The sequence below is a fragment of the Micrococcus sp. Mcc89 genome (assembly GCF_024519795.1).
GTDB lineage: Bacteria > Actinomycetota > Actinomycetes > Actinomycetales > Micrococcaceae > Micrococcus > Micrococcus luteus.
The window spans coordinates 1-20,961 of sequence record NZ_JALJRI010000010.1; the positions used below are offsets into that span (position 1 = coordinate 1).

A 20,961-nucleotide genomic window follows, 5' to 3' on the forward strand; every position below is an offset into this window, starting at 1 on the left:
GGTGCAGGGGCCTCTGCTCGGCTCCCCCGGTTGGATTCGAACCAACAACCCTTCGATTAACAGTCGAATGCTCTGCCGTTGAGCTACGGGGGAATGTGCCGCGAACCGCCGGAGCCGTTCGGACAACGGATGGAACTCTACCAGAGCCCCTGCCTGCGCGCCACCCGGCCGCGGGGCGCCGTCGTCGTCCTACCCACGCCCGGGGACCGGGCCCTTGCCAGGCACGGTTCCGGCGGGCCTACGGTGCGCGGACACCCCAAAACCATCAGGAACGGACCCGAAGGAGAGACGTGTCCATGACCATCACGACCCTCACACGCAAGACCGCCCTGACCGGCACGGGCATGCTCGCCGCCCTCGCCCTCGCGGCCTGCGGCACCACCTCCGACAACGGCGACGACGGCTCCGCCTCGCCGGGGGTCGACGCCTCCTCGGCGGTGGCGAGCACCCCCACCACGGACGACGCGTCGGGCTCGGCGTCGTCATCAGCCTCCTCCGCTTCGGCCTCGTCGACGGCCGCCGCGGCCGGCAGCGGCTCGGCCACCGGCCAGGCCGACGAGCCCGCCCACGCGGTGATCGACGCGGTCCTGGAGAAGTACGCCGACGGCATCATCGTCGCGGTGGATGCCGACGACGATGACACGACCTGGGAGGTCGACGTCGTGGTGGGCGAGGAGGTGAAGGAGCTGGACGTCACCGCCGACGGCGACATCACCGAGACCGACCGCGAGTCGGATTCCGAGGACGTCCAGAAGGCGAAGGAGGCCGAGGTCACCGCCAAGCAAGCCCTCGACACCGCCCGGGAGGGCCGTGACGGGGTGACCCTGGACGAGATGGACCTGGACGACGACAACGGTACCCTCCAGTGGGAGGTCGGGTTCGACCGCGAGGACGGCTCCGACGGCCCCGAGGTCGAGATCGACGCCACGTCCGGCGAGGTGCTCACGGTCGACGAGCACTGACGCCGCGCGGCTGGCGGACCGCCGTTTCCCGAACGAAAACGCCCCTGAAGCCGCCGTTTCCCGAACGAAAACGGGTGGGGGTCAGTCGTCGGCACGGAGGGCCCGGCGGCGCGCCTCCAGTTCCATGAGCTCGCTGTTGAGGCGGGTGAACTCGGCGGGGTCGCCCTCGGGGCCGAGCCGCTGCAGTCGCCCGAGCAGCTCCTCCTTGCGGTGCACGATCTGCAGGGCGAACAGGCGGTTCATGATGTCCCGGCAGTACCGGTCCACATCCTCGGGAGTGCGGGCGGGCAGGTCGCGGACGGCCAGCTCGGAGACGACGCCGGCCACCTCCTGGGGCACCGCGTCCCGCACGGCGTCCACCCAGCGCTGCGGTGTCGCCCCCGCCGACCCGGCCACCTTCACGCCCTGGTGGACGGCGGCGTACTGCGGGACCGTGAAGCGGGCGGCGTACAGCGCGGTCCACTGCTCCGCGGAGAGCAGGGTGGGGTGCTGCAGCACCACCTCGAGGGACTCCCGCTCCCGGCGGGCGACGGGGTCACGCGGGTCCACCGGCACCACGATCCGCGGCGCCGGGGCGGCAGCCTCCCCGTGGCGGCCCTGGGGCCCGACCGCCTGCCCGTCGCTCGCCGGGGTCGGCCGTGCCTCGGGCTCGGGCCCCCGCCGCGGTGCGCGCCCGGCCGCGGCCACGGCCCGGTGTACGGCGTTCGGGTCCAGGCCGAGCCAGCCGGCCAACTCCCGCTCGTAGCCCGGGCGCAGGACGGCGTCCTTGATCCCCGCCACGATCGGCGCCGCGTGGCGCAGGGCGCCGGCGCGGCCCTCCACGGTGTTCAGGTCGTAGTCCTTCAGCCCCGCCCGGATCGCGAATTCGAAGAGCGGCCGCCGCGAGGCGATGAGCGCGCGCACGGCCTCGTCGCCCTTCTGCATGCGCAGGTCGCACGGGTCCATGCCGCTGGGCTCCACGGCCACGAACGTCTTGGCGAGGAACCGGTGGTCCTCGTCGAACGCCTTGAGCGCGGCCTTCTGCCCGGCCTCGTCGCCGTCGAAGGTGAAGATCACCTCGCCGCCCGTGCCGTCGTCGGAGATCAGGCGACGGGCCACCTTGATGTGGTCCGCGCCGAACGCGGTGCCGCACGTGGCCACGGCCGTCCCGACGCCGGCCAGGTGGGCCGCCATCACGTCCGTGTAGCCCTCGACGAGCACCAGCTGGCGTTCCTTGGCGATCGTGCGCTTGGCCAGGTCGATGCCGTAGAGCACCTGGGACTTCTTGTAGAGCGGCGTCTCGGGGGTGTTCAGGTACTTGGGGCCGGGATCGTCGTCGTAGAGCTTGCGGGCGCCGAAGCCGATGGTCGCGCCGGTCATGTCCCGGATGGGCCAGAGCAGGCGGCCGCGGAACCGGTCGTACAGGCCGCGCTGTCCCTCGGACACCAGCCCGGAGGCGCGCAGCTCCTCGTCCCGGAAGCCGCGCTGCCGGAGGTGGTCCAGCAGATGCGACCACCCCTGCGGGGCGTACCCGAGGCCGAACTGCGTCGCGTGCTCCTGCGTGAATCCCCGCTGGGTGAGGAAGTCGCGGGCGGCCTGGGCCTCGGGCGAGCCGAGGGCACGACGGAAGAACTCGTCCGCCACCTTGTTCGCCTCGAACAGGCGACGACGGCGCCCCGTCTCCGCCTTGTCCGGGCCGGTGCCGCCGTCCTCGTAGTGCAGCTCCACCCCCACGCGGGACGCCAGCCGCTCCACGGTCTCCGTGAACGTGGTGTGCTCCAACTCCATGAGGAAGCTGATGACGTCCCCGTGCGCGCCGCAGCCAAAGCAGTGGTAGGTGCCCACGCCGGGGCGCACGTGGAACGACGGCGTCCGCTCATCGTGGAACGGGCACAGCCCCTTGAATGAGCCCACGCCCGCCGAGCGCAGAGTGACGAACTCCTCCACGACGGCCTTCAGATCCGTGCGCTCGCGGACGAGGTCGATGTCCTTGCGCACGATCAGTCCAGCCATGCGGACCATTCTAGGGACGGGGCGGGGCGGTCAGCCCCGAGCGGAACCGGCCTCCGTGGACGGCTCGGCCTCCGCTGCGGCCTGTGCAGGACCGGTCCCCGCCGTGCGGGGCGCTTCGGTCCGCGCCGCGCCCGCTCCCTCGGACGCGGGGCGCCCGGTGGCGGGGTCGATGACGGGCAGCGCGCCGGTGGCCGCCTCGACCAGCGGATGGAACAGCGCGGCCGAAGCCAGGCCGCCGTGACGGCGGCGCGCCGAGGACACGAACGAGAGGCTCATGTCGCCCACCATAGCGACTCGCGACCGTGATTCCGGTCACGGGAAGGCAACATTCTGGGCGGTCAGGTCACGGTTCGACGCGCGCCCGCCCCCGCGGACTGCCCGTGCAGCGGCAGCAGCCGGGGCACCAGCCGGACGAGGCTCACCATCACCCCGAGCTCCACGAGCGTCTGCGTCACCACCACGAGCGGGGCCGGGTCCAGGCTCGCCGGCAGGGCCAAGGCCAGCGGCAGCATGACCAGGGAGTTCCGCGTCGCGCCCGAGAACACGAGTGCCCGTCCTGCGGGCACGTCGAGATGCGTCCACCGCGCAGCCACCACGCCGAGGGCCACCATCACGGCGGCGAACGCCGCGAACAGGGGCACGACGGCGGCCAGCGCGGGCAGCCGCTCCCCCGCCCCGCGGATCTGCGAGGCGACCACCGTGAACAGCGTGACGACCATGAGCGGGACCATCGCCGCCGTGAACCCGCACCCCACCGCGGCCGCGCACCGCACCCCACTGGAGCAGCGCCGCGAGCGCGAGCGGCGCCAGGATCAGCAAGACCAGGGCACGGACGAACGGCCCGGCGTCGACCACGGCCACCGCCGCCTCGCCGGCGACGACGCGCAGCAGCACGGGCAGCACGGGCAGGACGGGCAGCACGACCAGCTGGACGAGCATGAGCAGTGGAGCCGCCGCCAGCAGCCGCTCGGCCGCCCCGCCCGCGAGCGCGGTGAACGCGATGACGTAGTCCACGCACGGGGCCAGCAGCACGAGGAGCACGCCCACGAGCAGCACGTCGTCGTGGGCCACGAACCGACTCAGCCCGAACACCACCGCCGGCACCACCAGGAACGTCGCCAGCAGGAGCGGCGCGAGGACCGGCTCGACGAGCACCGCCCACGCGCCGGCCCCGGGCACGGCCCACCCGACGACGGCGCCCGCGGCGATCCCGGCGGGGGCTGACCCCTACGCTGGGGGCCATGCCCACCGCCCCCGCACCGTCCGAGGCCGCTGCCACCCCGTTGCACGTGGCCGTGCGCACGCTCGACGCCGCGGCGCTCGCGGCGGCCGGACACACGGCGGCGACCGCCGTGGCCGCGGTGTACGCACACGCGGTGGTGCGCGGGGCGGCGTCGTTCTGGCTGGACTCGGCCCTGCCGGACCCGGCCGAGGCCCGCTGGTCCGTGGCGGGCGACGGCCTGGACGTGCTCGGCGAGGAGCAGGGCCGTGTGCCCTCCCCCGGACCGCGCCTGGTCCGGCACGACGACCCCGCCGATCCGGACCGCGCGTGGGCGGGCCTCGCGGCTGCGGCCGCGCCCCGGCCGGTGGTCGGCGGCGAGGGGCTGCCCCTGCGCGGCGGCCTGGTCGGCTGGTTGGGCTACGAGCTCGGCCTGGCGGATCTGGGGGTGACACCGCCCTCACGTCGAGCCGAGGACCCCGCGCCCCTGCCCGCGCAGTTCTGGGTGCGCCCGTCCCGCTACGTCGTGGCCGACCACGCGGCCGGGGTGCTGCACTGCTGCGTCGTCTCCCTCGATCCGACCACCGCGGAGGCCGGGGCCGACCGCTGGGCGGCGGACGTGCGCCGCGCCCTCGCCGCGGCCCGCCGCGCTCTCGAGACGGCGGCGGGCGACGCCGTCGTCCCCCCGCCGCAGGACGCCGTCCCGGGGCCGCGGGCCGATGAGGAGGCGCCGGGCACGTGGCGCGAGGACCGGGCGGCGTACGCCGAGCAGATCGCCCGCTGCCGCGCCGCGCTGCACGCCGGCGACTCCTACGAGCTGTGCCTGACCACCCGCTTCGACGCCGATCCCGGGCTGCGCGTGGACCCGCTGGTCCTCTTCCACGAGCTCGCCGCGCACCAGCCGGCCCCGTATGCGGCGCTGCTGGAGCACGGCACGGGCTCCCGCCGGTGGGCCGTGGTCTCCGCCTCCCCCGAGCGCTTCCTCTCCGGGCGCGAGGGCCGGTACAGCACCAAGCCGATCAAGGGCACCGCCGCCCGACTGGCCGACCCGGCCGGGGACGCCGAGGCCGCCCGCGCGCTCGCCGCCGACCCCAAGACGCGCGCCGAGAACCTCATGATCGTGGACCTGCTGCGCAACGACCTCTCCCGCGTGTGCGAGCCCGGCTCCGTGCAGGTGCCCTCCCTCATGGCGGTGGAGAGCTACGCGAGCGTCCACCAGCTCGTCTCCACGGTCACGGGGACCGCGCGGGCCGGCATCGAACCCGTGGACGTGGTGCGGTCGCTGTTCCCCGGCGGGTCGATGACGGGCGCGCCGAAGCGCCGCAGCGTCGAGCTGCTGGCCGCGTGGGAGGCCTCCCCGCGCGGGGTCTACTCCGGGGCGCTGGGGATGCTGAGCGCGGACGGGACGACGTCGTTGTCCGTCGTGATCCGCACGGCCGTGCTCGCCGGGGGCCGCTGGTCCGTGGGGGCCGGCGGGGCGATCGTCGCGGACTCTGACCCGGCCGCCGAGCACGACGAGGTCCTCATCAAGGCCCGCGGCCTGCGCCGGGCCCTCGCCCGCGCCGCCGGCACGGGCCTGCCGACGACGGCGCCCGACGTCGCCTGACCCCACCCTGTGGTTCGGGGGCGATATTCGGCGGTATTCCGACGGAATAACGCCGCAAACCGCCCCCAAACGAGGGGGGCGCCCACCCGTGCGGCCTGCCTAGGCTGGGGACATGGCCGATCCGCACCCCGTCCTCGCCGCCTCCGCCCCCGACCTCGACCCTGACGCGCTGGACGCCGTCCGCGCGCTCGTGGCCGCCGCCGAGCGTCCCGTGGTGCTCTCCGGGGCGGGGATGAGCGCCGAGTCCGGCATCCCCACGTTCCGCGACGCCCAGACCGGCCTGTGGGAGCGGTTCTCCGCGGAGGAGCTCGCCACGGAGGAGGCGTTCCTCGCGGATCCCGCGCTCGTGTGGTCCTGGTACCGTTGGCGTGCCCGGATGGTGCGGGCCCGCCGACCGAATCCGGGGCACGACGCCGTCGCCGCCTGGCAGCGCCGCACACCCGGCCTGGAGGTGGTCACCCAGAACGTGGACGACCTGCACGAGCGCGCCGGCGCCCGGGTCCTCGCGCACCTGCACGGGTCCCTGTTCGAGCACCGCTGCGCGGACTGCGGGGCCCCCGCCGACGTCGGCCCGGGCGCGCCCGCGGACGAGGCGACGACCGGCTCCGAGGCCGACCTCGAGGCGATGCTCCGCGAGGCACCGCCGGCCTGCACCGTGTGCGGGGACGGGCTGATCCGCCCGGGGATCGTGTGGTTCGGGGAGATGCTGCCGGCCGAGCCCTGGGACCGGGCGTTCGCCGCGCTCGAGGACTGCGACCTGTGCGTCGTCGTCGGGACGTCGGGCATCGTTCAGCCGGCGGCGTCCCTGCCGTTCGTGGCGCTGGGGGCCGGGGCCGCCGTCGTCGAGGTGAACCCCGTGGAGACCGAGCTGAGCGGCGCGGTGACGCACGCGCTGCGCGGCTCGGCCGGGGCGGTGCTGCCCGCGCTCGTCGCCGGCGTCTGGCCCGGGCCGTCGGGGGCCTTGTCGACTGCGAGGCACGTCACATGGTGACGCAATAGACAACACACGCATGACTTAATAGGCTCCCCTTGCCGGCCCGCCAGGAACCCCTGGCCCGCGGCGCCGCCCCCGCCACTCCTCCCGAATCGAGATTGCCATGCCCCAGTCCCGCGCCCTCTCGCGTGGTGTCCGCCTCTCGGCCGTGTCCGCCACGCTGCTGCTCGCCCTGACCGCCTGCGCCGGCGGCACCGGCGGCTCCGGCTCGGACTCCGCGTCCGGCGCGGCGTCCGGCTCCGCCTCCGCCGCCGAGTCGGACAAGAAGGTCACCCTGTACTCGGGCCGCAGCGAGGACCTCGTCCAGCCGATCCTGGACGAGTTCACCGACGAGACCGGCATCGAGGTGGAGGTCCGCTACGACAAGACCCCCGCCATGGCCGCGCAGCTGATCGAGGAGGGCGAGGGCTCCCCCGCCGACGTGTTCCTCTCCCAGGATGCGGGCGCGCTCGGCGCCGTCGCCAAGGAGGGCCTGTTCACGCCCCTCGCCCAGGAGACCCTGGACCGCGTGCCCGAGACCTACCGGGACGACGAGGGCGACTGGGTCGGCCTGACCGGCCGCGTCCGCGTGCTGGCCTACAACGAGGAGAAGGTCCCCGAGGCCGACCTCCCGACGTCGGTCGACGAGCTGACCGATCCGAAGTGGAAGGGCCGCGTCGGCGTCGCCCCCACCAACGCGTCCTTCCAGACGTTCGTCACCGCCCTTCGCCTGCAGAAGGGCGAGGACGAGGCCCGGACCTGGCTCGAGGACTTCGCCGCCAACGACCCGCAGCGCCGCGAGAAGAACGGCGAGATCCTCGCCGACGTGGACGCCGGCACCCTGGACACCGGCCTGGTCAACCACTACTACCTGTTCGAGCTGGCCCGGGAGAAGGGCGTCGCCCCGGAGGAGCTGGGCGCGTCCCTGCACTTCTTCCCCGACGGCGACCTCGGCTCGCTGGTGAACGTGTCCGGCATGGGCCTGGTGGGCGAGCAGGAGGACGGCGACGCCGCCGCCCTCGTGGAGTACCTTCTCTCCGAGGACGGTCAGTCGTACTTCGCCGAGGAGACCGGCGAGTACCCGCTCGTGGAGGGCGTGGAGCAGCCGGCCGGCTTCCCGGAGCTCTCCGAGGTCAAGGCCCCCGACGTGGACCTCAACGACCTGGACGACCTCCAGACCACCATCCAGATGATCCAGGAGGCGGGCCTGCTCTGACCCCCCGAGCGCCGGAGCCGGCCGTCCGCCGCACGCGCGGACGGCGCGCTCCCGCGGCGCTGACCGCCGCGGCCCTCGTGGCCGCGGCGGTCGCGCTCGTCCCCATCGGCTACCTGTTCCTGCGCACCGCCCAGGGCGGGTTCGGCCCCTGGCTGGACGCCGTCGTGAGCCCGCGCGTGGGCGCCCTGGCCGCCACCTCGCTCGCGCTCACCGCCGTGGTGACCGCGCTGTGCCTGGTGATCGGCGTGGGCGCCGCCTGGCTCGTCACCCGCACCGACACGCCCGGCCGCGGCCTGCTGGCCGTCCTGCTGGCGCTGCCGCTGGCCGTGCCCTCCTACGTGGCGGCGTTCACGTGGGTGTCCGTCTCGGACCTGCTGCCCGGCGTGGAGGCGGGGCGCTTCGAGGGGTTCTGGGCCGCGGTGACGGTGATGACCCTCTACACGTACCCGTACGTATACCTGCCGGTGGCGGCCGCGCTCTCCCGCATCGACCCCGGCCAGGAGGACGTGGCCCGCTCGCTCGGCCGCGGCCCCGCCGCCACGCTGTTCACCGTCACGCTCGCCCAAGTGCGCCCGGCGATCGCCGGCGGCGCCCTGCTGGTGGCCCTCTACGTGCTCTCCGACTTCGGCGCCGTGGCCATCCTGCGCCTGGACACCTTCACCCGGGCGATCTTCACGGCGCTCGAGGTGGGCTTCAACCGGCAGCTCGCCCTCACCCTGGCCACCGTGCTCGTGCTGCTGACGGTGCTGGTGCTCTGGGGCGAGTCCCGCACCCGCCGGGCCGACGACGGCGTCCGCTCCGGTCGCACGGTCCGCCGGGTCAGCGTGCACCGGCTGGGCCGGTCCCGCTGGGTCGGCACCGGGCTCCTCGCCGTGGTCACGGGCGCCGCGCTGGGCGTGCCCGCGGTGAGCCTGGTCCGCTGGATGGGCGAGGGCACGTCCCTGTCCGCCGTCCGGGACCGCTGGCTCGACGCCGTCTCCGGCTCCGTGGTCCTGGCGGGCGCGGGCGCGGCGCTCACCCTCGCCCTCGCCCTGCCGATCGGCATCCTCGCCGCCCGCCACCCGGGGCGCGTCTCCCGGATCGCCGAGCGCGCCGCGTTCCTCGCGCACGGGCTGCCCGGCGTCGTCGTGGGGCTCTCCCTCGTGTTCCTCGGGGTCTCCCTGGTCCCGGCGCTCTACCAGACCACGTGGATGGTGGCCTTCGCCTACGCCACCCTGTTCCTGCCGCTGGCGGTCACGTCGGTGGCCGGGGCCGTCGCCCAGTCCTCCCCTGCCCTCGAGGAGGCGGCCCGGTCCCTGGGCTCCTCGGGCGCCGAGGTGCTGCGCCGCGTGACCCTGCCGCTGGCGCTGCCGGGGGTGGGCGCCGGCGTCGCGCTGGTGGCCCTCACCGCCATGAAGGAGCTGCCCGCCACGCTGCTGCTGCGGCCCACCGGCATGGACACGCTCGCCACCCGCCTGTGGAACGCCACCAGCGTGGGCCGGTACGCCGAGGCCGCCCCCTACGCGCTCACCCTCGTGCTGCTCGCCGCGGTGCCCACGTGGGTGGTGGTCCACCGCACGGGGATCGTCGCGGCCGTGCGCGGCCGCTCGAGCGCCCCGTCGACCCCGAACGAGGTGTCAGAATGACCGCCATGCCCTCCCCCGCCGCCTCGACCCGCGCGTCCCGCCCGGCCGGTCCCCGGCCCGGCGTCGGCCACGCCGTGTCCGTGGCCGACCTCGGCGCCTCCTACGGGGAGGGGCCCGTCCTGGAGGGCGTGCAGTTCGACCTGGAGCCGGGCGAGCTGCTCGCCGTGCTCGGCCCCTCCGGCTGCGGGAAGACCACGCTGCTGCGCTGCCTGGCCGGCTTCGAGCGCATCGAGTCCGGCCGCATCAGCCTTGCCGGCTCCGTGGTGGCCCTGCCCCGCGTGCACGTGCCCGCCCACCGCCGGCACGTGGCCGTGGTGCCCCAGGACGGCGCCCTGTTCCCGCACCTGAGCGTGGCGGAGAACGTGGGCTTCGGGCTGCGCCGCCGCCGGCCCGGGCGGATGGCCCGCATCCAGGAGTGCCTCGAGCTCGTGGACCTCGCCGGCCACGGCGAGCGCATGCCGCACGAGCTCTCCGGCGGCCAGCAGCAGCGCGTGGCCCTGGCCCGGGCGATGGCCCCGCGCCCGCCGCTGATCCTGCTGGACGAGCCCTTCGGCGCCCTCGACGCCTCCCTGCGCAGCGGCCTGCGCCGGGACGTGCGCCAGGCGCTGAAGGAGGACGGCGCCACGGCCGTGCTCGTCACCCACGACCAGTCCGAGGCCCTGTCCATGGCCGACCGCGCGGCCGTGATGCGGGCCGGGCGCCTGCGCCAGCTGGGCACGCCGGACGAGGTGTACGCGCACCCGGCCGACGCCTGGGTCGCCGCGTTCGTCGGGGAGGCCTCCCTGCTGCCGCTGCTGGACGTGACCGGGCCGGAGCGCGACGGCGGCCGGCGGATCGGGCGCACCGCCCTCGGCCCGGTGCCCCTGCACGGGGCGCGTGCGGCCACGGCTGTGCCCGGGGACCTCGTGGTGGTCCGCCCCGAGCACGTGCGCGGCACCCTCGACCCGACCGTTGACGTGGACGGGGTCGAGGCCGCGCGCGTCTGGACGCCCGCCACCGTGGTGGACGTGGACTACCGCGGCCACGACTCGGTGGCCACGGTCCAGCTGGCCGACGGCACCCGGGCCCAGGCCCGCGTGGAGGGGGCGCTGCCCCCGCTCGACGCCGCCTGCGGGGTCCGGCTCGCGGGCCCGTGCGCCGTCGTCGCCCCGGGCGAGTGACCGGCCCGGGGCGGCCCCTCAGATCCAGACGCGCCGGAACTCCGCGCCCTGCACCAGGGTGTGATGCCACTCGACGGCGGTCGAATCGGTGAGCGAGGCGATCTGGTCGATCACCACGCGCCGCCGGGCGGCGTCGTCGGGGGCCTGCGCCCAGTCGAACGTGAACATCGGCTCGAGGTACCGGTCCCCCGTCGCGTCGAGCAGCGCCACGAGCTCCGCGAGCACCTCGCGCTGCCGCGCGTAGAGCGGCTGGCGCTGCTCGGCGGTCATCACGTAGGCCGCCGCGATGCCCTTCATCACGGCGATCTCGGTCTCCGTCTCCTCGGGCACCACGACGTCGGCGCCGTGGCGGGTGAGCGGCTCGTTGCCGAACACCTGGCGCGTGGCGTCGAAGGCGGCGCTGCAGAACCGGCCGATCAGCTGGCTCGTCATGTCCTTCATCGCCGCGAGTGCCCGCCGGGAGCCGTCCATCTCGGAGACCCACACGTCGGTGGCCTCGAGGCGGGCCAGGGCCGCGTCGACCTCGGCCGGGTCCGTGTGCGGCAGGTACCACTGGCGGGTGGTCTCCACGACGCGCTGCCGATGCTCCGGGATGGCCAGCCACTTGAGCTGGAACACGGCGTTGACCACGCCGTCCTCGACGTCGTGCACGGAGTAGGAGATGTCGTCCGCGAGGTCCATGACCTGGGCCTCCATGGACGTGCGCGTGCCGGACACCCCGGCGCGGAACCAGCGGAACACGGGCAGGTCGTCCTCGTAGACGCCGAACTTGCGCGAACGCGTGCCGTCGGGGCGCAGCGGGGCGTCCTCACGGGTCCACGGGTACTTGCATGCGGCGTCGAGGGCGGCGCGCGTGAGGTTCAGGCCCGCGGAGGAGCCGTCCGCGAAGAGCTTCTTCTGCTCGAGGCGGGCCAGCAGGCGCAGGGTCTGGGCGTTGCCCTCGAAGCCGCCGACGTCCTCGCTGAGCGCGTCGAGCGCCTTCTCCCCGTTGTGCCCGAAGGGCGGGTGGCCGAGGTCGTGGGACAGGCAGGCGGTGTCCACGAGGTCGGGGTCGCAGCCCAGCGACCGGCCGAGCTCACGCCCCACCTGCGCCACCTCGAGCGAGTGCGTCAGGCGGGTGCGGGCGAAGTCGTCCGCGTCCGGGGCGACCACCTGGGTCTTGGCCCCCAGCCGGCGCAGGCCCGCGGAGTGCAGCACGCGGGCACGATCCCGCTCGAAGTCCGAGCGGTACGAGGACTTGGGCGGCTCGGGCAGCCACCGCTCCCGGTCCCACGGCGTGTAGCCGGGGGTCTGCACGGCGCGGCCGGCATACGGGGGCCGGCCCTCGGGGCCGAACAGCACCGGCTGGTGGGCGGCGCCGGTCCAGGGCGACGACGGCGCGGCGGGCACTCCGGCGGCGGGCTCCGGCGTCGTGGGCTCAGCCACCGGAGACGTCCAGCTCGGCGGCCGCGATCATGGCCTGCTGCTCGGCATTGAGCTCGCGGGAGTCGAGCCAGCCGTCCGGCAGGTGCGGGCGCTTGGGGGCGCCGGCCCGGCCGCGCGGGCCCTCGGCGGCCTCGCCCGGGTAGGGCTGGTCCCGGTCCACGCGGGCGAGGATCTCGCGCAGCGTGGCCAGGTCCGGGACGGTCGCCAGGGCGGTGCGGATCTCCGAGCCCACGGGGTAGCCCTTGAAGTACCAGGCCACGTGCTTGCGGATGTCCCGTAGCGCCTTGAGCTCGTCGCCGCCGAAGGTGTCCACGAGCAGCTCGGCGTGGCGGTACAGCGTGTCCGCGACCATGCCCAGGGTCGGGTGGAACCGGTCCTGGCGGCCCTCGAACGCGGCCTGCAGATCCCCGAACAGCCAGGGCCTTCCCTGGCAGCCGCGGCCGATCACGACGCCGTCCACGCCCGTGCGCTCGACCATCGCGATGGCGTCCTCCGCGGACCAGATGTCGCCGTTGCCGAGCACGGGGATGTCCGGCAGGGCCTCGCGCAGCCGGGCGATGTCGTCCCACACGGCGGTCCCCGAGTAGAACTGGCGGGTGGTGCGGCCGTGGAGGGCGACGGCGGCGACGCCGAGGTCGCGGGCCGTGCGGCCGGCGTCGAGGAAGGTCAGGTGGTCCTCGTCGATGCCGCGACGCATCTTCACGGTCACCGGGATGTCCTTCTTGGCCGCCTCGGTGACGGCGGCCTTCACGATCGAGGCGAACAGCTCCGACTTCCACGGCAGGGCCGAGCCGCCGCCGCGGCGGGTCACCTTGGGCACGGGGCAGCCGAAGTTCATGTCGATGTGGTCGCAGCGGTCCTCCTCGACCAGCATCCGCACCGCCGCGCCGGTGGTGACCGGGTCCACGGAGTAGAGCTGCACGGAGCGGGGCACCTCGTCCGGGTCGTGCTGGATGATCCGCATCGACTCGGGCTTCCGCTCGACCAGCGCGCGGGCCGTGACCATCTCGTTGACGTAGAGGCCGCCACCGTACTCGCGGCACAGGCGGCGGAACGCCGTGTTGGTGATGCCGGCCATCGGGGCGAGCACCACGGGGACGTCGATGGTCAGCGGCCCCAGCCGCAGCGGGGGCAGGGCCAGGCGGTCCGTCGTCGGGGCGGGGTGGCGGGCCTCGTGGAGCTGATCGTCGTCGGTGATGCGGCGGCCCGCACCGGCGGACTTGGCGTAGTGCGCTGCGTGGGGGTCGACGACGTCGGGGGCGCCGTCGACCGCCGCCGCGGCGGGGAGGGTGTGGGAAGAAGTCATGTCGGACCCCATTCTTCCATTCCGCCCGGCACCCGCGTCACCGTGCCCCACGACGAGGCCCGCTGGGAGGCGATCGCAGAGGCACCCCGCCGGGACGGGCAGACCGTCCTCCCGGCGGGTCAGGCCTCCGACGCCGGCGCCGCGTCCCCGCCGTCGAGCACCGCCAGCAGGTCAGCACCGGCGAACATCTGAGCGGTCTGACGCGCCGAGGGGGTGCCCGCGTCCGGGTCCGCACCGGCCGCGAGCAGATGCCGCATCGAGGCGACATCCCGTTTGAACGTGGCGCAGGTCAGGGCGCGCTGGCCGCGATCGTTGGCGTGCTCGATCTCGGCGCCGGCCTCGATCAGCATCGCCACCGTGTCCGGGTGCTCGTGATAGGCGGCGAGCGTGAGGAAGGAGTCGCCCGCGTGGTTGCGCAGGCGCGTGCTCACCCCGGCGTCCAGGTACGCCTTCAGCTGGGCCGTGTCCCCGTCACGCGCCATGTCGAAGAGCCGGTTCGCCAGCTCGATGTCCTTCTCGCTCCACTGCTCACTCATGCCCGCCAGTATGGCGGACGCCGCGACGATCGACCGCTCCGCAGCGACATCTCCGCGGGTCTGCCCGCAGGTGATGTCGCCGGCCGGCGGTCAGACGAGCACCGGGAACAGCCCCGCCCGCCCCGCGGTTGCACCCGGCATGACCCGCAAGCACCTCGGCTTCCTCAACTTCGGCCACTGGATCCACCGTCCCGGCGCCGAACCGGACGCGCGGCAGGCCCTCGACGACGTCGTCGCCATGGCCGTGGCCGCCGAGGACGCCGGGCTCGACGGCGCCTGGCTCCGCGTCCACCACTTCCAGCGGATGTTCTCCTCGCCGTTCCCGATCCTCGCCGCGATGGCCGCCCGCACCGAGCGGATCAGCCTCGGCACCGGCGTGATCGACCTGCGGTAGCGCATGTCGGGGTTGCAACACTCGTCCACGTAAGCTTGGTTGCATGGTCGAACTGGTAGCGCTGAGGAAGACGAACGAGGTGGCGGCCTACGTCCGCGCCTCCATGGACCGCAAAGGCGACCGCTGGACGGTCGATACACAACTGAGGAAGATCAGGGCATTGGCCGAGGCCAAGGACTGGAACGTGGTCGAGGTCTACGAGGACAACGCGGTGTCGGCGACGAAGAAGCGTCGAGCTGGCACCCGCTGGGCCGAGATGTTGGACGACGCCCGAGCAGGTCGATTCTCGATGGTCGTCGCCGTGGACATGGACCGACTGCTGCGGAGCACGAAGGACCTCAACACGCTGATCGACCTCGGCCTGCGCGTCGTCACAGTGGACGGCGAGATCGACCTCTCGACGGCCGACGGAGAGTTCCGAGCGACGATGCTCGCCGCTCTCGCCCGGTTCGAGGCTCGACGCAAGGCGGAGCGGCAGATCAGGTCGAACGAGCGCCGCCGCGCCGAAGGCATCCCGGCGTCCACCTGGAAGGCGTTCGGTTGGACGAGGGAGGGCGAGCTGATCGAGGAGGAGGCCGCCGCAGTTCGGCGGGCCTTCGATGCGTTCCTCGGTGAGCCGTCGCTTTCGATCCGTCGCATCCGGGAGGACTTGAACAGCGCTGGCCACCTCACCGCCCGCGGGTCGGAGTTCTCCGTCGATGCTGTGCGGTATCTGCTGGCGAACTCGCTCTACGCTGGCTTCATCCGCCACTACAAGACCGGCGAGCTGTACCCGGTGCAGGGCGAGGCGTTCCCGCCCATCGTCGGCGAGCAGACGTGGCGGGCCGCGGTGGCGAAGCTGGAGGACAACGTGCGGAGGTCGGCGAGGCAGGGCAATCAGCCGAAGTACCTCCTGTCCACGATCGGCCTCTGTGGGAAGTGCGGCGCGACGCTCGTCTCGGGGACGAACAGCCGCAAGCAGCCGACGTACCGTTGTGGCGAGCAGTTCCATCTCACCCGCCAGCGCGAGCCCGTCGATGCGATGGTCACCGAGGCGGTGCTCACGCGCCTGTCGTCCGTGGACGTGCACGACCTCGTGATGCCGCAGGAAGCCGCCGGGCCGGATCGCGAGGAACTGCTGACCGAACGGAACGCCCTGGTCGAGCGGGTGAAGGAGCTGAGCCCGCTGCTGCGCGACATCCATCAGCCGGTCCTGGAGATCACGGCGGCGATCAACGACGTGAAGGCTCGCATCGACGAGATCGACGCGGAGCTGCTCGACCGCTCGGTGTCGGTGGCGGCGAAGCTGCTGGCGGAGGTCGATGAGCCGGTCGGCACCGCGGAGCGCCGCGAGGTTGTCGAGTCGAAGTGGAAGGCGTTGGACATGGACCGTCGCCGGATGCTCGTGGACGAGCTGGTGACGGTGACCATCGAGCCCATCATGCCGGGTCACGTGAAGTTCGACCCCGATCTCGTGCGGATCGAGCCGAGACGCGACTGACTCATGACTCGACTCGTCATTGCACTGGTGAGTCGAGTCATGGAAGAATGGTTGCAGACAAGAAGATCCCACCGGGGCCGCGACTTAGAAGCGCGGGGTTCTGCTCCCGGATGAGTAGCCGGTCAAACAGCCCAATTACCGTGGCGGGGAACCGGAAGATACTCATGTCTGAGGACTTCCGATGTCTGTCGTTATCGACGTTCCCCGCGCATCCGCGCTCGTCCGCCCTGGCCTCGATCAGGGCTCCGCTCCTTCTCCGCAGGCAGACGGCCACGATCCCGTCATCGCCGCCGCCCGCGCCGCTGGCCGCCGAGCCGGTGAGCGCCTGGCACTCACTCCGCTGACCCCGCGCCAGCGCGCCGCCGTTGCCTCTGTGATGGGCGGTGGTCGCTGATGAGCGCGAACTCCGCCGCCTTCGATCACTTGACCGGCTTCCGCTGGCGTCAGGGCGACCCGTCCCTCGCCGACGCCGAGGCCCAGCTCTACGACCTCGGCGTGCTCCGCTCTGTGCTGGAGGAGGCCGTCGAGATCGCCGTCGCCGACGCCCGAGCCGATGGGGTGACCTGGGCCAGGATCGGCGACGCCCTCGGCGTCACGCATCAGGCTGTCATCAAGCGCTACGGCCGGGGCGGTGGTCGCTGATGTACGCCGACGCACGCAACCTCAGCACCGCTCCCACCAACCTGACCCCGCCCGGAGGGCCTGGCCTGGCACCCGCCGAAGGCGGGCTGCCCGTCGTCGTGATGGCTGCCCGTAGCCGTGCTTCGCACTCCAAGAGTTACGAGACCCCCATTCGTTCCTACGGGCGCGGCAAGGGCTTGTCGATTGCCGCGCCTTGCAACAACATGCCTGGTCAGCGGCCTGTTCCGCCCTCGCTCCGTCGCGTGGTCCCGCGGGATCATATGGGGTCTCATTTGGGGGTCAATAGGGGGTCATTTAGGCGCCGCACTCCCTCTGAGGCCCTCCGCGCCGCCCGCGGCGGGGGTGGTCGCCGTGGCTAAGCAGGAGAACAACCCGACGAGCATCGGGCTCACGCAGTACCTCGATCCGTCGTACTGGGCCTGGGCTGCCGAGGACCCGAACGGGGCCGCGCTGCTCCAGCAGGGTGCCGAGGCGATCCTCGCCTACGTGGTGCAGCGGCTCGAGGCCACCGGCTGCCAGGTCGTCGAGGCCTACGGCATCGTGCACGACAGGGACGAGCGCGAGGTCTGGAGTGACACGGAGAAGGCCCTGGTGGTCGAACCGAAGCCCGAGCACCTGCACGCCGTGATCAAGTTCGCCAGCCGTGCGAAGAGTGCGCCGCTGGATCGGCTCGCGTTCGGCATCGGCGTCGAGCCCCAGTACGTCGAGAAGCCTGGCCGCGGGCGGTACGCCTTCGACAACATGCTGTCGTATCTGACGCACGTGAAGTACGCGGACAAGCACCAGTACGCGCCTTCGGAGGTCGCCACGGTGCGTGGGCCTGACTACCTCGGGATCGACGCCCAGCGCCGGGAGACGTGGCTGAAGGGCCGCGCCCACGTGAAGAAGAAGATCGTCGCCGAGAACTTCGAGGACATGCGGGAGCGCGTTCTCCAAGGTGAGATCACGCGGGATCAGATCATGCTCACGGACGAGCTGTTCGATATCTACTCGCGGCATCAGCGGGAGATCGACGACGCGCTGTCGGCCTACGGCCAGCGTCGCGCATACCGGGCGGCGGCGAAGCTGCGCGCCGGTGAGTTCTCGACGCACGTGGTGTTCGTCCATGGGGATGCCGGGATCGGCAAGACCCGGTTCGCCACGGACTTCATTACCGAGGCGATCAACGCGGCGAACGCGCACGGCGAGCGGTGGCAGGTCTACCGGGCCGCGACGGGGAACCCGCTTGATGACTGGCGGGGCGAGGAAGTGCTGCTGCTGGACGATCTGCGGGCCTCGGCGATGGATGCGAACGACTGGCTGCTGCTGCTCGATCCGTACAACGCCTCGCCTGCGAAGGCCCGCTACAAGAACAAGGGCGAGGTCGCCCCGCGCCTCATCGTCATCACGGCGACGATCGAGCCCGTCGAGTTCTTCTACTACGCCCGCCAGAAGGGCAACGTGGACGAGGCGCTGGACCAGTTCATCCGCCGGCTGGCCTCGGTCGTGAAGGTCTATCGTGCCGACGACATCAATCGTTACCTCGTGCAGCACATCGGGAAGATCGAGCCCTACGAGTGGCACCAGTGCAGCGTTCCGACCGCCGCGCACACGCCCGGTATGTACGGCAACGCGTACCACCAGAACGTCGGGTCGCGGGAACTGACCTACGGCCCGGAGACCTCGGCCGAACATGATGCGGAGGGCGCGGTTGCTGAGCTGCTGGGTGGGCTCGCGGTGCGGAGCCCTGACGTGCCGCTGGCGCTGATCGGAGGTGCCGCATGAGCACCGAACGCGATGCGCTCTTCCAGGGGGTCGAGGGGGCCGGAGGCCCCTCGCAAGCAGCCGGGGAGGACATGAGCGCCAGCGAAACGTCCGACACGGCTACTGCTTGCCACTCTGGCGTACAGGTGGAGCAGCAGACCGACTCCCAGGTGAACACCGGTCGGGCTGATGCGGAGGCTGTGCGCCAGAGTCACGGCGGCGCGAAGCGTCGTCGTGGGGGCGGCGGGAGGCTCGACACCCGCTTCGATGACGCCACGCTCGCGGCGCTTCGCACTCGTGCGAAGCGGCTCGGGCTGGCTCCGAGCACGTGGGTGCGGACCGTCGTGCGCGATGCCCTGCACGCCTCTCGGAGCGAGGAGCTGGATGCCGCCGTGGCCGCGCAGCTGCTCGGGGTCGAGGAGCGCGTGCAGGCGTCTGCTGATGCTCGGGAGCTGGCCGCCCAGGTGCGCCCGCTCGCGATCAACGTCAACGACCTGGACCGCCGTGCTCGCGCGGGTGAGCCGGTGGCGCTGTCGGCGGAGGTGCCCGAGCTGATCGAGCTGCTGCACGAGGTCCGCGCGCTGCTCGGGGATCGGGCGGCCTCATGAGCACGACGCATTACAGTCCGAGCGCCAACGCCGCCGACACCGAGCGCTACATCCGGGGCAAGGAGGACGAGCGCGGCGTCGCGATCACGGGCGACGTGCCGGGAGGCCCCGGCGCGTTCTCGGCGCGCGCCCGCGCGCTCACCCAGAACACGAAGCGTGACGTCGAGGCGCTGCACTACAGGCAGTCGTTCAGCGACGACGAGTTCGACCCAAAGAATCCTGAGGACGTGCAGCGGGTGAACGATCTGGGTTACCAGCTCGCGAAGAAGATGCACCCCAACGCGGACTGCCTCGTGGTGAGCCATGTGGACGGACGCGGGAAGAAGCCGCACAACCACATCTTGGTCATCAACCACAGCAATCGGACGGGGAAGGCGCTCTCGGACTATCGCACGTTCCACGACCGCAAGGCCGGGAACCAGCGGGGCGTTCAGTCAGCGAACGACGAGCTCATGCGCGAGCACGGTCTCTCGGTCGTGAAGCGTCTGGAGCACGCGCCGAAGGACTGGGAGCTGCGCCGCGAGGACTTCGCCGAGGGCGGGCTCGACCGCGAGATGGGCGACCGGATGAGCGCCGCCCTGGCTGATCCCCGTGCGGTGGACAAGGCCGGTCTCGAAGCGGTGATCGAGGAGCAGAACCAGCAGCTCGGCGATGACGGGGAGCGGGTGCCGCGGATGCGGTTGCACAGCCCCGTCAGCAAGAAGGGCAAGCGCGCCGGGCAGGAGACCTGGACGCTCTACATCGAGGACCGCCGCGGCGAGTCCGGACGCGCCGAGCGCCGCAAGCGCGCGAGCGCACTCTCGGCGGACTTCACCCCGGAGGGCGCGCAGGCGTTCTTCGACTATCACCAGCAGCAGGAGGAGCAGGAACATGAGCGCAGCGCTCGACAGGCTGAAGCAGCAGAACGCGCAGAGCGGATCGCAGCAGCAGCTCGACAGTCCGGAGACGATGGAGGCGTTGACCTCGATCCTCGCCGCCGTCGAGGCGCAGAACGCGAGGCTCGACCGGCTGGCCGAGCAGCAGAAGAAGCTCGCAGGGTTCGTGAAGGTCATGGACGAGGAGACGACGAGGCGGCTGGAGCGGATCACGGCCTCGGCGTCGACCTCCTCGCCCTCCAGCGACGCGTCCGCGAGGATCGCGAGTATCGAGAGCAGGCTGAACGAGATCGCGAGCACGCTCGGCGAGTTCGCGCAGAGTCTCAACGGCGAGAGCTTGAACGCCGCGTCGCAGAGCTTGGTCGCGGAGGCGCAGAGGAATCACGCGGCTACGGCATCGGCGATTGAGGGGCTCAAGGCGCAGGCCGCGGCGAACCAGAAGCTCGTCAGCCAGGTCGGCGGCGCGGTGCAGCGGATCGAAAAGCGCACCGAGGAGCGAGTCGTGAAGGCCGTCGAACAGGTCGCCGGGGAGGCGTCTGCCACGATCGCGGCAAACCTCGACGCATCGAACGAGCGCGCCGAGCGGATCATCGCTGCCACGGCGAAGCTGGAGGCCCGTCAGCTCTGGTCGGCCGCCGCCGCGATGTGCCTCGCACTCCTGCCGGTGGTGGTGGTCGTCGCCGGGCTCTGGATGGGCATCGCTGGGCTCATCACAGGCGCTCAGTGGGCGCTGGACGTGGACGGTAGCGTGTGGCTCGGGATCGGGCGCTGGCTCGTGATCGCCGCGGGCCTCGCGGCGGCCGGCTACGGGGTCTTCGCGTCCGTCCGCTGGGTTGCTGGCCTCGTGGAGACCTGGAAGGGTCGCGGGATGCCGACGTGGCCGAACTGGCGACGATGACTGGAGCCACTCGAACTACTGACCCCGGTCAGTAGTCGAACGATTGCCGCAGCAGCCGGTCGAGCGACGTCGGTGCCGCCGCAGTCGCCGGAGGACGATCGCCGCTGTGACGGCCACCCCGACTGCGATCCCGGCACCGATGAGCCAAGGGTTGCCGAGGAAACCTCCGATACCTGCGAGGGCTCCGCCCGCGGCGAGGAGAGGCAGGCCGCAGCAGATCAGCAGCGGAAGCGCGCAGCATGCCAACAGGAGCAAGCCCGTCCCAGCACCGACAAGCACGCCCGCGCGATGCGAGTCGTGG

19 protein-coding genes, 1 tRNA gene and 1 pseudogene are annotated in these 20,961 nt (G+C 72.6%); 14 read left to right on the forward strand and 7 right to left on the reverse strand.

What is annotated here, in order from left to right; all coding sequences use genetic code 11:
- Nucleotides 1-21 precede the first annotated feature (21 nt).
- A tRNA-Asn gene (locus tag NR072_RS00880) sits at nucleotides 22-93 on the reverse strand.
- Nucleotides 94-296: 203 nt separating this feature from the next.
- Here NR072_RS00880 and NR072_RS00885 point away from each other — a divergent pair.
- On the forward strand, nucleotides 297-962 hold the full coding sequence (locus NR072_RS00885) for a PepSY domain-containing protein (protein WP_237069233.1): 666 nt from the start codon (nucleotides 297-299) through the stop codon (nucleotides 960-962).
- 81 nt (nucleotides 963-1,043) lie between these two features.
- Here NR072_RS00885 and dnaG read toward each other — a convergent pair whose 3' ends face one another.
- From dnaG to NR072_RS00900, 3 genes and pseudogenes are all read right to left on the reverse strand, one after another.
- On the reverse strand, nucleotides 1,044-2,954 hold the full coding sequence (dnaG, locus tag NR072_RS00890; RefSeq protein ID WP_210079213.1) for a DNA primase: 1,911 nt from the start codon (nucleotides 2,952-2,954) through the stop codon (nucleotides 1,044-1,046).
- Nucleotides 2,955-2,984: 30 nt separating this feature from the next.
- Nucleotides 2,985-3,230 carry a hypothetical protein gene (locus NR072_RS00895; protein ID WP_044659704.1) on the reverse strand — a complete coding sequence of 82 codons (246 nt, stop codon included), beginning with the start codon at nucleotides 3,228-3,230 and terminating at the stop codon, nucleotides 2,985-2,987.
- Nucleotides 3,231-3,292: 62 nt separating this feature from the next.
- Nucleotides 3,293-4,163, reverse strand: a pseudogene (locus NR072_RS00900) (arsenic resistance protein).
- Nucleotides 4,164-4,195: 32 nt separating this feature from the next.
- Between NR072_RS00900 and NR072_RS00905 the strand changes: the two are divergent.
- The 5 genes from NR072_RS00905 to NR072_RS00925 all read left to right on the forward strand — a co-directional run bounded on the left by NR072_RS00905 (nucleotide 4,196) and on the right by NR072_RS00925 (nucleotide 10,753).
- Nucleotides 4,196-5,779: an anthranilate synthase component I family protein gene (locus tag NR072_RS00905; RefSeq protein ID WP_256835836.1), complete on the forward strand. Its 1,584-nt coding sequence runs from the start codon at nucleotides 4,196-4,198 to the stop codon at nucleotides 5,777-5,779.
- Between the two features lie 112 nt (nucleotides 5,780-5,891).
- On the forward strand, nucleotides 5,892-6,770 hold the full coding sequence (locus tag NR072_RS00910) for an NAD-dependent deacylase (RefSeq protein WP_254184211.1): 879 nt from the start codon (nucleotides 5,892-5,894) through the stop codon (nucleotides 6,768-6,770).
- Between the two features lie 106 nt (nucleotides 6,771-6,876).
- Complete coding sequence (locus tag NR072_RS00915) at nucleotides 6,877-7,968, forward strand: iron ABC transporter substrate-binding protein (RefSeq protein WP_036317448.1); 1,092 nt, start codon at nucleotides 6,877-6,879, stop codon at nucleotides 7,966-7,968.
- Between the two features lie 77 nt (nucleotides 7,969-8,045).
- Nucleotides 8,046-9,593, forward strand: coding sequence for an iron ABC transporter permease (locus tag NR072_RS00920; protein ID WP_010079202.1), 1,548 nt, complete (start codon nucleotides 8,046-8,048; stop codon nucleotides 9,591-9,593).
- A gap of 5 nt (nucleotides 9,594-9,598) precedes the next feature.
- On the forward strand, nucleotides 9,599-10,753 hold the full coding sequence (locus NR072_RS00925; protein WP_197458565.1) for an ABC transporter ATP-binding protein: 1,155 nt from the start codon (nucleotides 9,599-9,601) through the stop codon (nucleotides 10,751-10,753).
- A gap of 18 nt (nucleotides 10,754-10,771) precedes the next feature.
- Here the strand turns inward: NR072_RS00925 and NR072_RS00930 are convergent, their stop codons facing one another.
- The 3 genes from NR072_RS00930 to NR072_RS00940 all read right to left on the reverse strand — a co-directional run bounded on the left by NR072_RS00930 (nucleotide 10,772) and on the right by NR072_RS00940 (nucleotide 14,020).
- Complete coding sequence (locus NR072_RS00930) at nucleotides 10,772-12,178, reverse strand: deoxyguanosinetriphosphate triphosphohydrolase (RefSeq protein WP_041103528.1); 1,407 nt, start codon at nucleotides 12,176-12,178, stop codon at nucleotides 10,772-10,774.
- On the reverse strand, nucleotides 12,171-13,484 hold the full coding sequence (dusB, locus tag NR072_RS00935; RefSeq protein WP_230594468.1) for a tRNA dihydrouridine synthase DusB: 1,314 nt from the start codon (nucleotides 13,482-13,484) through the stop codon (nucleotides 12,171-12,173). The genes NR072_RS00930 and dusB overlap by 8 nt, the downstream gene beginning before the upstream one ends.
- 119 nt (nucleotides 13,485-13,603) lie before the next feature.
- The gene (locus tag NR072_RS00940) at nucleotides 13,604-14,020 is read right to left on the reverse strand and encodes an ankyrin repeat domain-containing protein (RefSeq protein WP_002856236.1); all 417 of its coding nucleotides are present in this window, start codon (nucleotides 14,018-14,020) and stop codon (nucleotides 13,604-13,606) included.
- 139 nt (nucleotides 14,021-14,159) lie between these two features.
- Between NR072_RS00940 and NR072_RS00945 the strand changes: the two genes are divergently transcribed.
- From NR072_RS00945 to NR072_RS00975, 8 genes are all read left to right on the forward strand, one after another.
- On the forward strand, nucleotides 14,160-14,414 hold the full coding sequence (locus tag NR072_RS00945; RefSeq protein ID WP_100058355.1) for an LLM class flavin-dependent oxidoreductase: 255 nt from the start codon (nucleotides 14,160-14,162) through the stop codon (nucleotides 14,412-14,414).
- Nucleotides 14,415-14,457: 43 nt separating this feature from the next.
- Entirely contained in the window at nucleotides 14,458-15,894 is a 1,437-nt protein-coding gene (locus NR072_RS00950; RefSeq protein WP_070708917.1) for a recombinase family protein, read from the forward strand.
- 181 nt (nucleotides 15,895-16,075) lie between these two features.
- Entirely contained in the window at nucleotides 16,076-16,288 is a 213-nt protein-coding gene (locus tag NR072_RS11450) for a hypothetical protein (protein WP_080555871.1), read from the forward strand.
- The gene (locus NR072_RS00955; RefSeq protein WP_007321353.1) at nucleotides 16,288-16,536 is read left to right on the forward strand and encodes a hypothetical protein; all 249 of its coding nucleotides are present in this window, start codon (nucleotides 16,288-16,290) and stop codon (nucleotides 16,534-16,536) included. The genes NR072_RS11450 and NR072_RS00955 overlap by 1 nt, the downstream gene beginning before the upstream one ends.
- A gap of 342 nt (nucleotides 16,537-16,878) precedes the next feature.
- Nucleotides 16,879-18,300, forward strand: a complete 1,422-nt coding sequence (locus tag NR072_RS00960; RefSeq protein WP_170079787.1) for a Rep family protein — start codon at nucleotides 16,879-16,881, stop codon at nucleotides 18,298-18,300.
- Nucleotides 18,297-18,887, forward strand: coding sequence for a hypothetical protein (locus tag NR072_RS00965; RefSeq protein WP_010079211.1), 591 nt, complete (start codon nucleotides 18,297-18,299; stop codon nucleotides 18,885-18,887). Before NR072_RS00960 ends, NR072_RS00965 begins: the two co-directional genes overlap by 4 nt.
- Nucleotides 18,884-20,170 (forward strand): relaxase/mobilization nuclease domain-containing protein, encoded by a 1,287-nt coding sequence (locus tag NR072_RS00970; protein ID WP_024034594.1) that lies wholly within the window; start codon nucleotides 18,884-18,886, stop codon nucleotides 20,168-20,170. Before NR072_RS00965 ends, NR072_RS00970 begins: the two co-directional genes overlap by 4 nt.
- Nucleotides 20,121-20,660: a hypothetical protein gene (locus tag NR072_RS00975; RefSeq protein WP_080555874.1), complete on the forward strand. Its 540-nt coding sequence runs from the start codon at nucleotides 20,121-20,123 to the stop codon at nucleotides 20,658-20,660. The genes NR072_RS00970 and NR072_RS00975 overlap by 50 nt, the downstream gene beginning before the upstream one ends.
- The last annotated feature ends 301 nt before the right edge of the window (nucleotides 20,661-20,961 follow it).

Coding starts and splice junctions, on each gene's coding strand:
- dusB (WP_230594468.1), bottom strand. CDS start 13,484: ATGACTTCTTCCCACACCCTCCCCGCCGCGGCGGCGGTCGACGGCGCC.
- NR072_RS00945 (WP_100058355.1), top strand. CDS start 14,160: ATGACCCGCAAGCACCTCGGCTTCCTCAACTTCGGCCACTGGATCCAC.
- NR072_RS00905 (WP_256835836.1), top strand. CDS start 4,196: ATGCCCACCGCCCCCGCACCGTCCGAGGCCGCTGCCACCCCGTTGCAC.
- NR072_RS00950 (WP_070708917.1), top strand. CDS start 14,458: ATGGTCGAACTGGTAGCGCTGAGGAAGACGAACGAGGTGGCGGCCTAC.
- NR072_RS00925 (WP_197458565.1), top strand. CDS start 9,599: ATGCCCTCCCCCGCCGCCTCGACCCGCGCGTCCCGCCCGGCCGGTCCC.
- NR072_RS00970 (WP_024034594.1), top strand. CDS start 18,884: ATGAGCACGACGCATTACAGTCCGAGCGCCAACGCCGCCGACACCGAG.
- NR072_RS00965 (WP_010079211.1), top strand. CDS start 18,297: ATGAGCACCGAACGCGATGCGCTCTTCCAGGGGGTCGAGGGGGCCGGA.
- NR072_RS00940 (WP_002856236.1), bottom strand. CDS start 14,020: ATGAGTGAGCAGTGGAGCGAGAAGGACATCGAGCTGGCGAACCGGCTC.
- NR072_RS00910 (WP_254184211.1), top strand. CDS start 5,892: ATGGCCGATCCGCACCCCGTCCTCGCCGCCTCCGCCCCCGACCTCGAC.
- dnaG (WP_210079213.1), bottom strand. CDS start 2,954: ATGGCTGGACTGATCGTGCGCAAGGACATCGACCTCGTCCGCGAGCGC.
- NR072_RS00895 (WP_044659704.1), bottom strand. CDS start 3,230: ATGAGCCTCTCGTTCGTGTCCTCGGCGCGCCGCCGTCACGGCGGCCTG.
- NR072_RS00915 (WP_036317448.1), top strand. CDS start 6,877: ATGCCCCAGTCCCGCGCCCTCTCGCGTGGTGTCCGCCTCTCGGCCGTG.
- NR072_RS00955 (WP_007321353.1), top strand. CDS start 16,288: ATGAGCGCGAACTCCGCCGCCTTCGATCACTTGACCGGCTTCCGCTGG.
- NR072_RS00885 (WP_237069233.1), top strand. CDS start 297: ATGACCATCACGACCCTCACACGCAAGACCGCCCTGACCGGCACGGGC.
- NR072_RS11450 (WP_080555871.1), top strand. CDS start 16,076: ATGTCTGTCGTTATCGACGTTCCCCGCGCATCCGCGCTCGTCCGCCCT.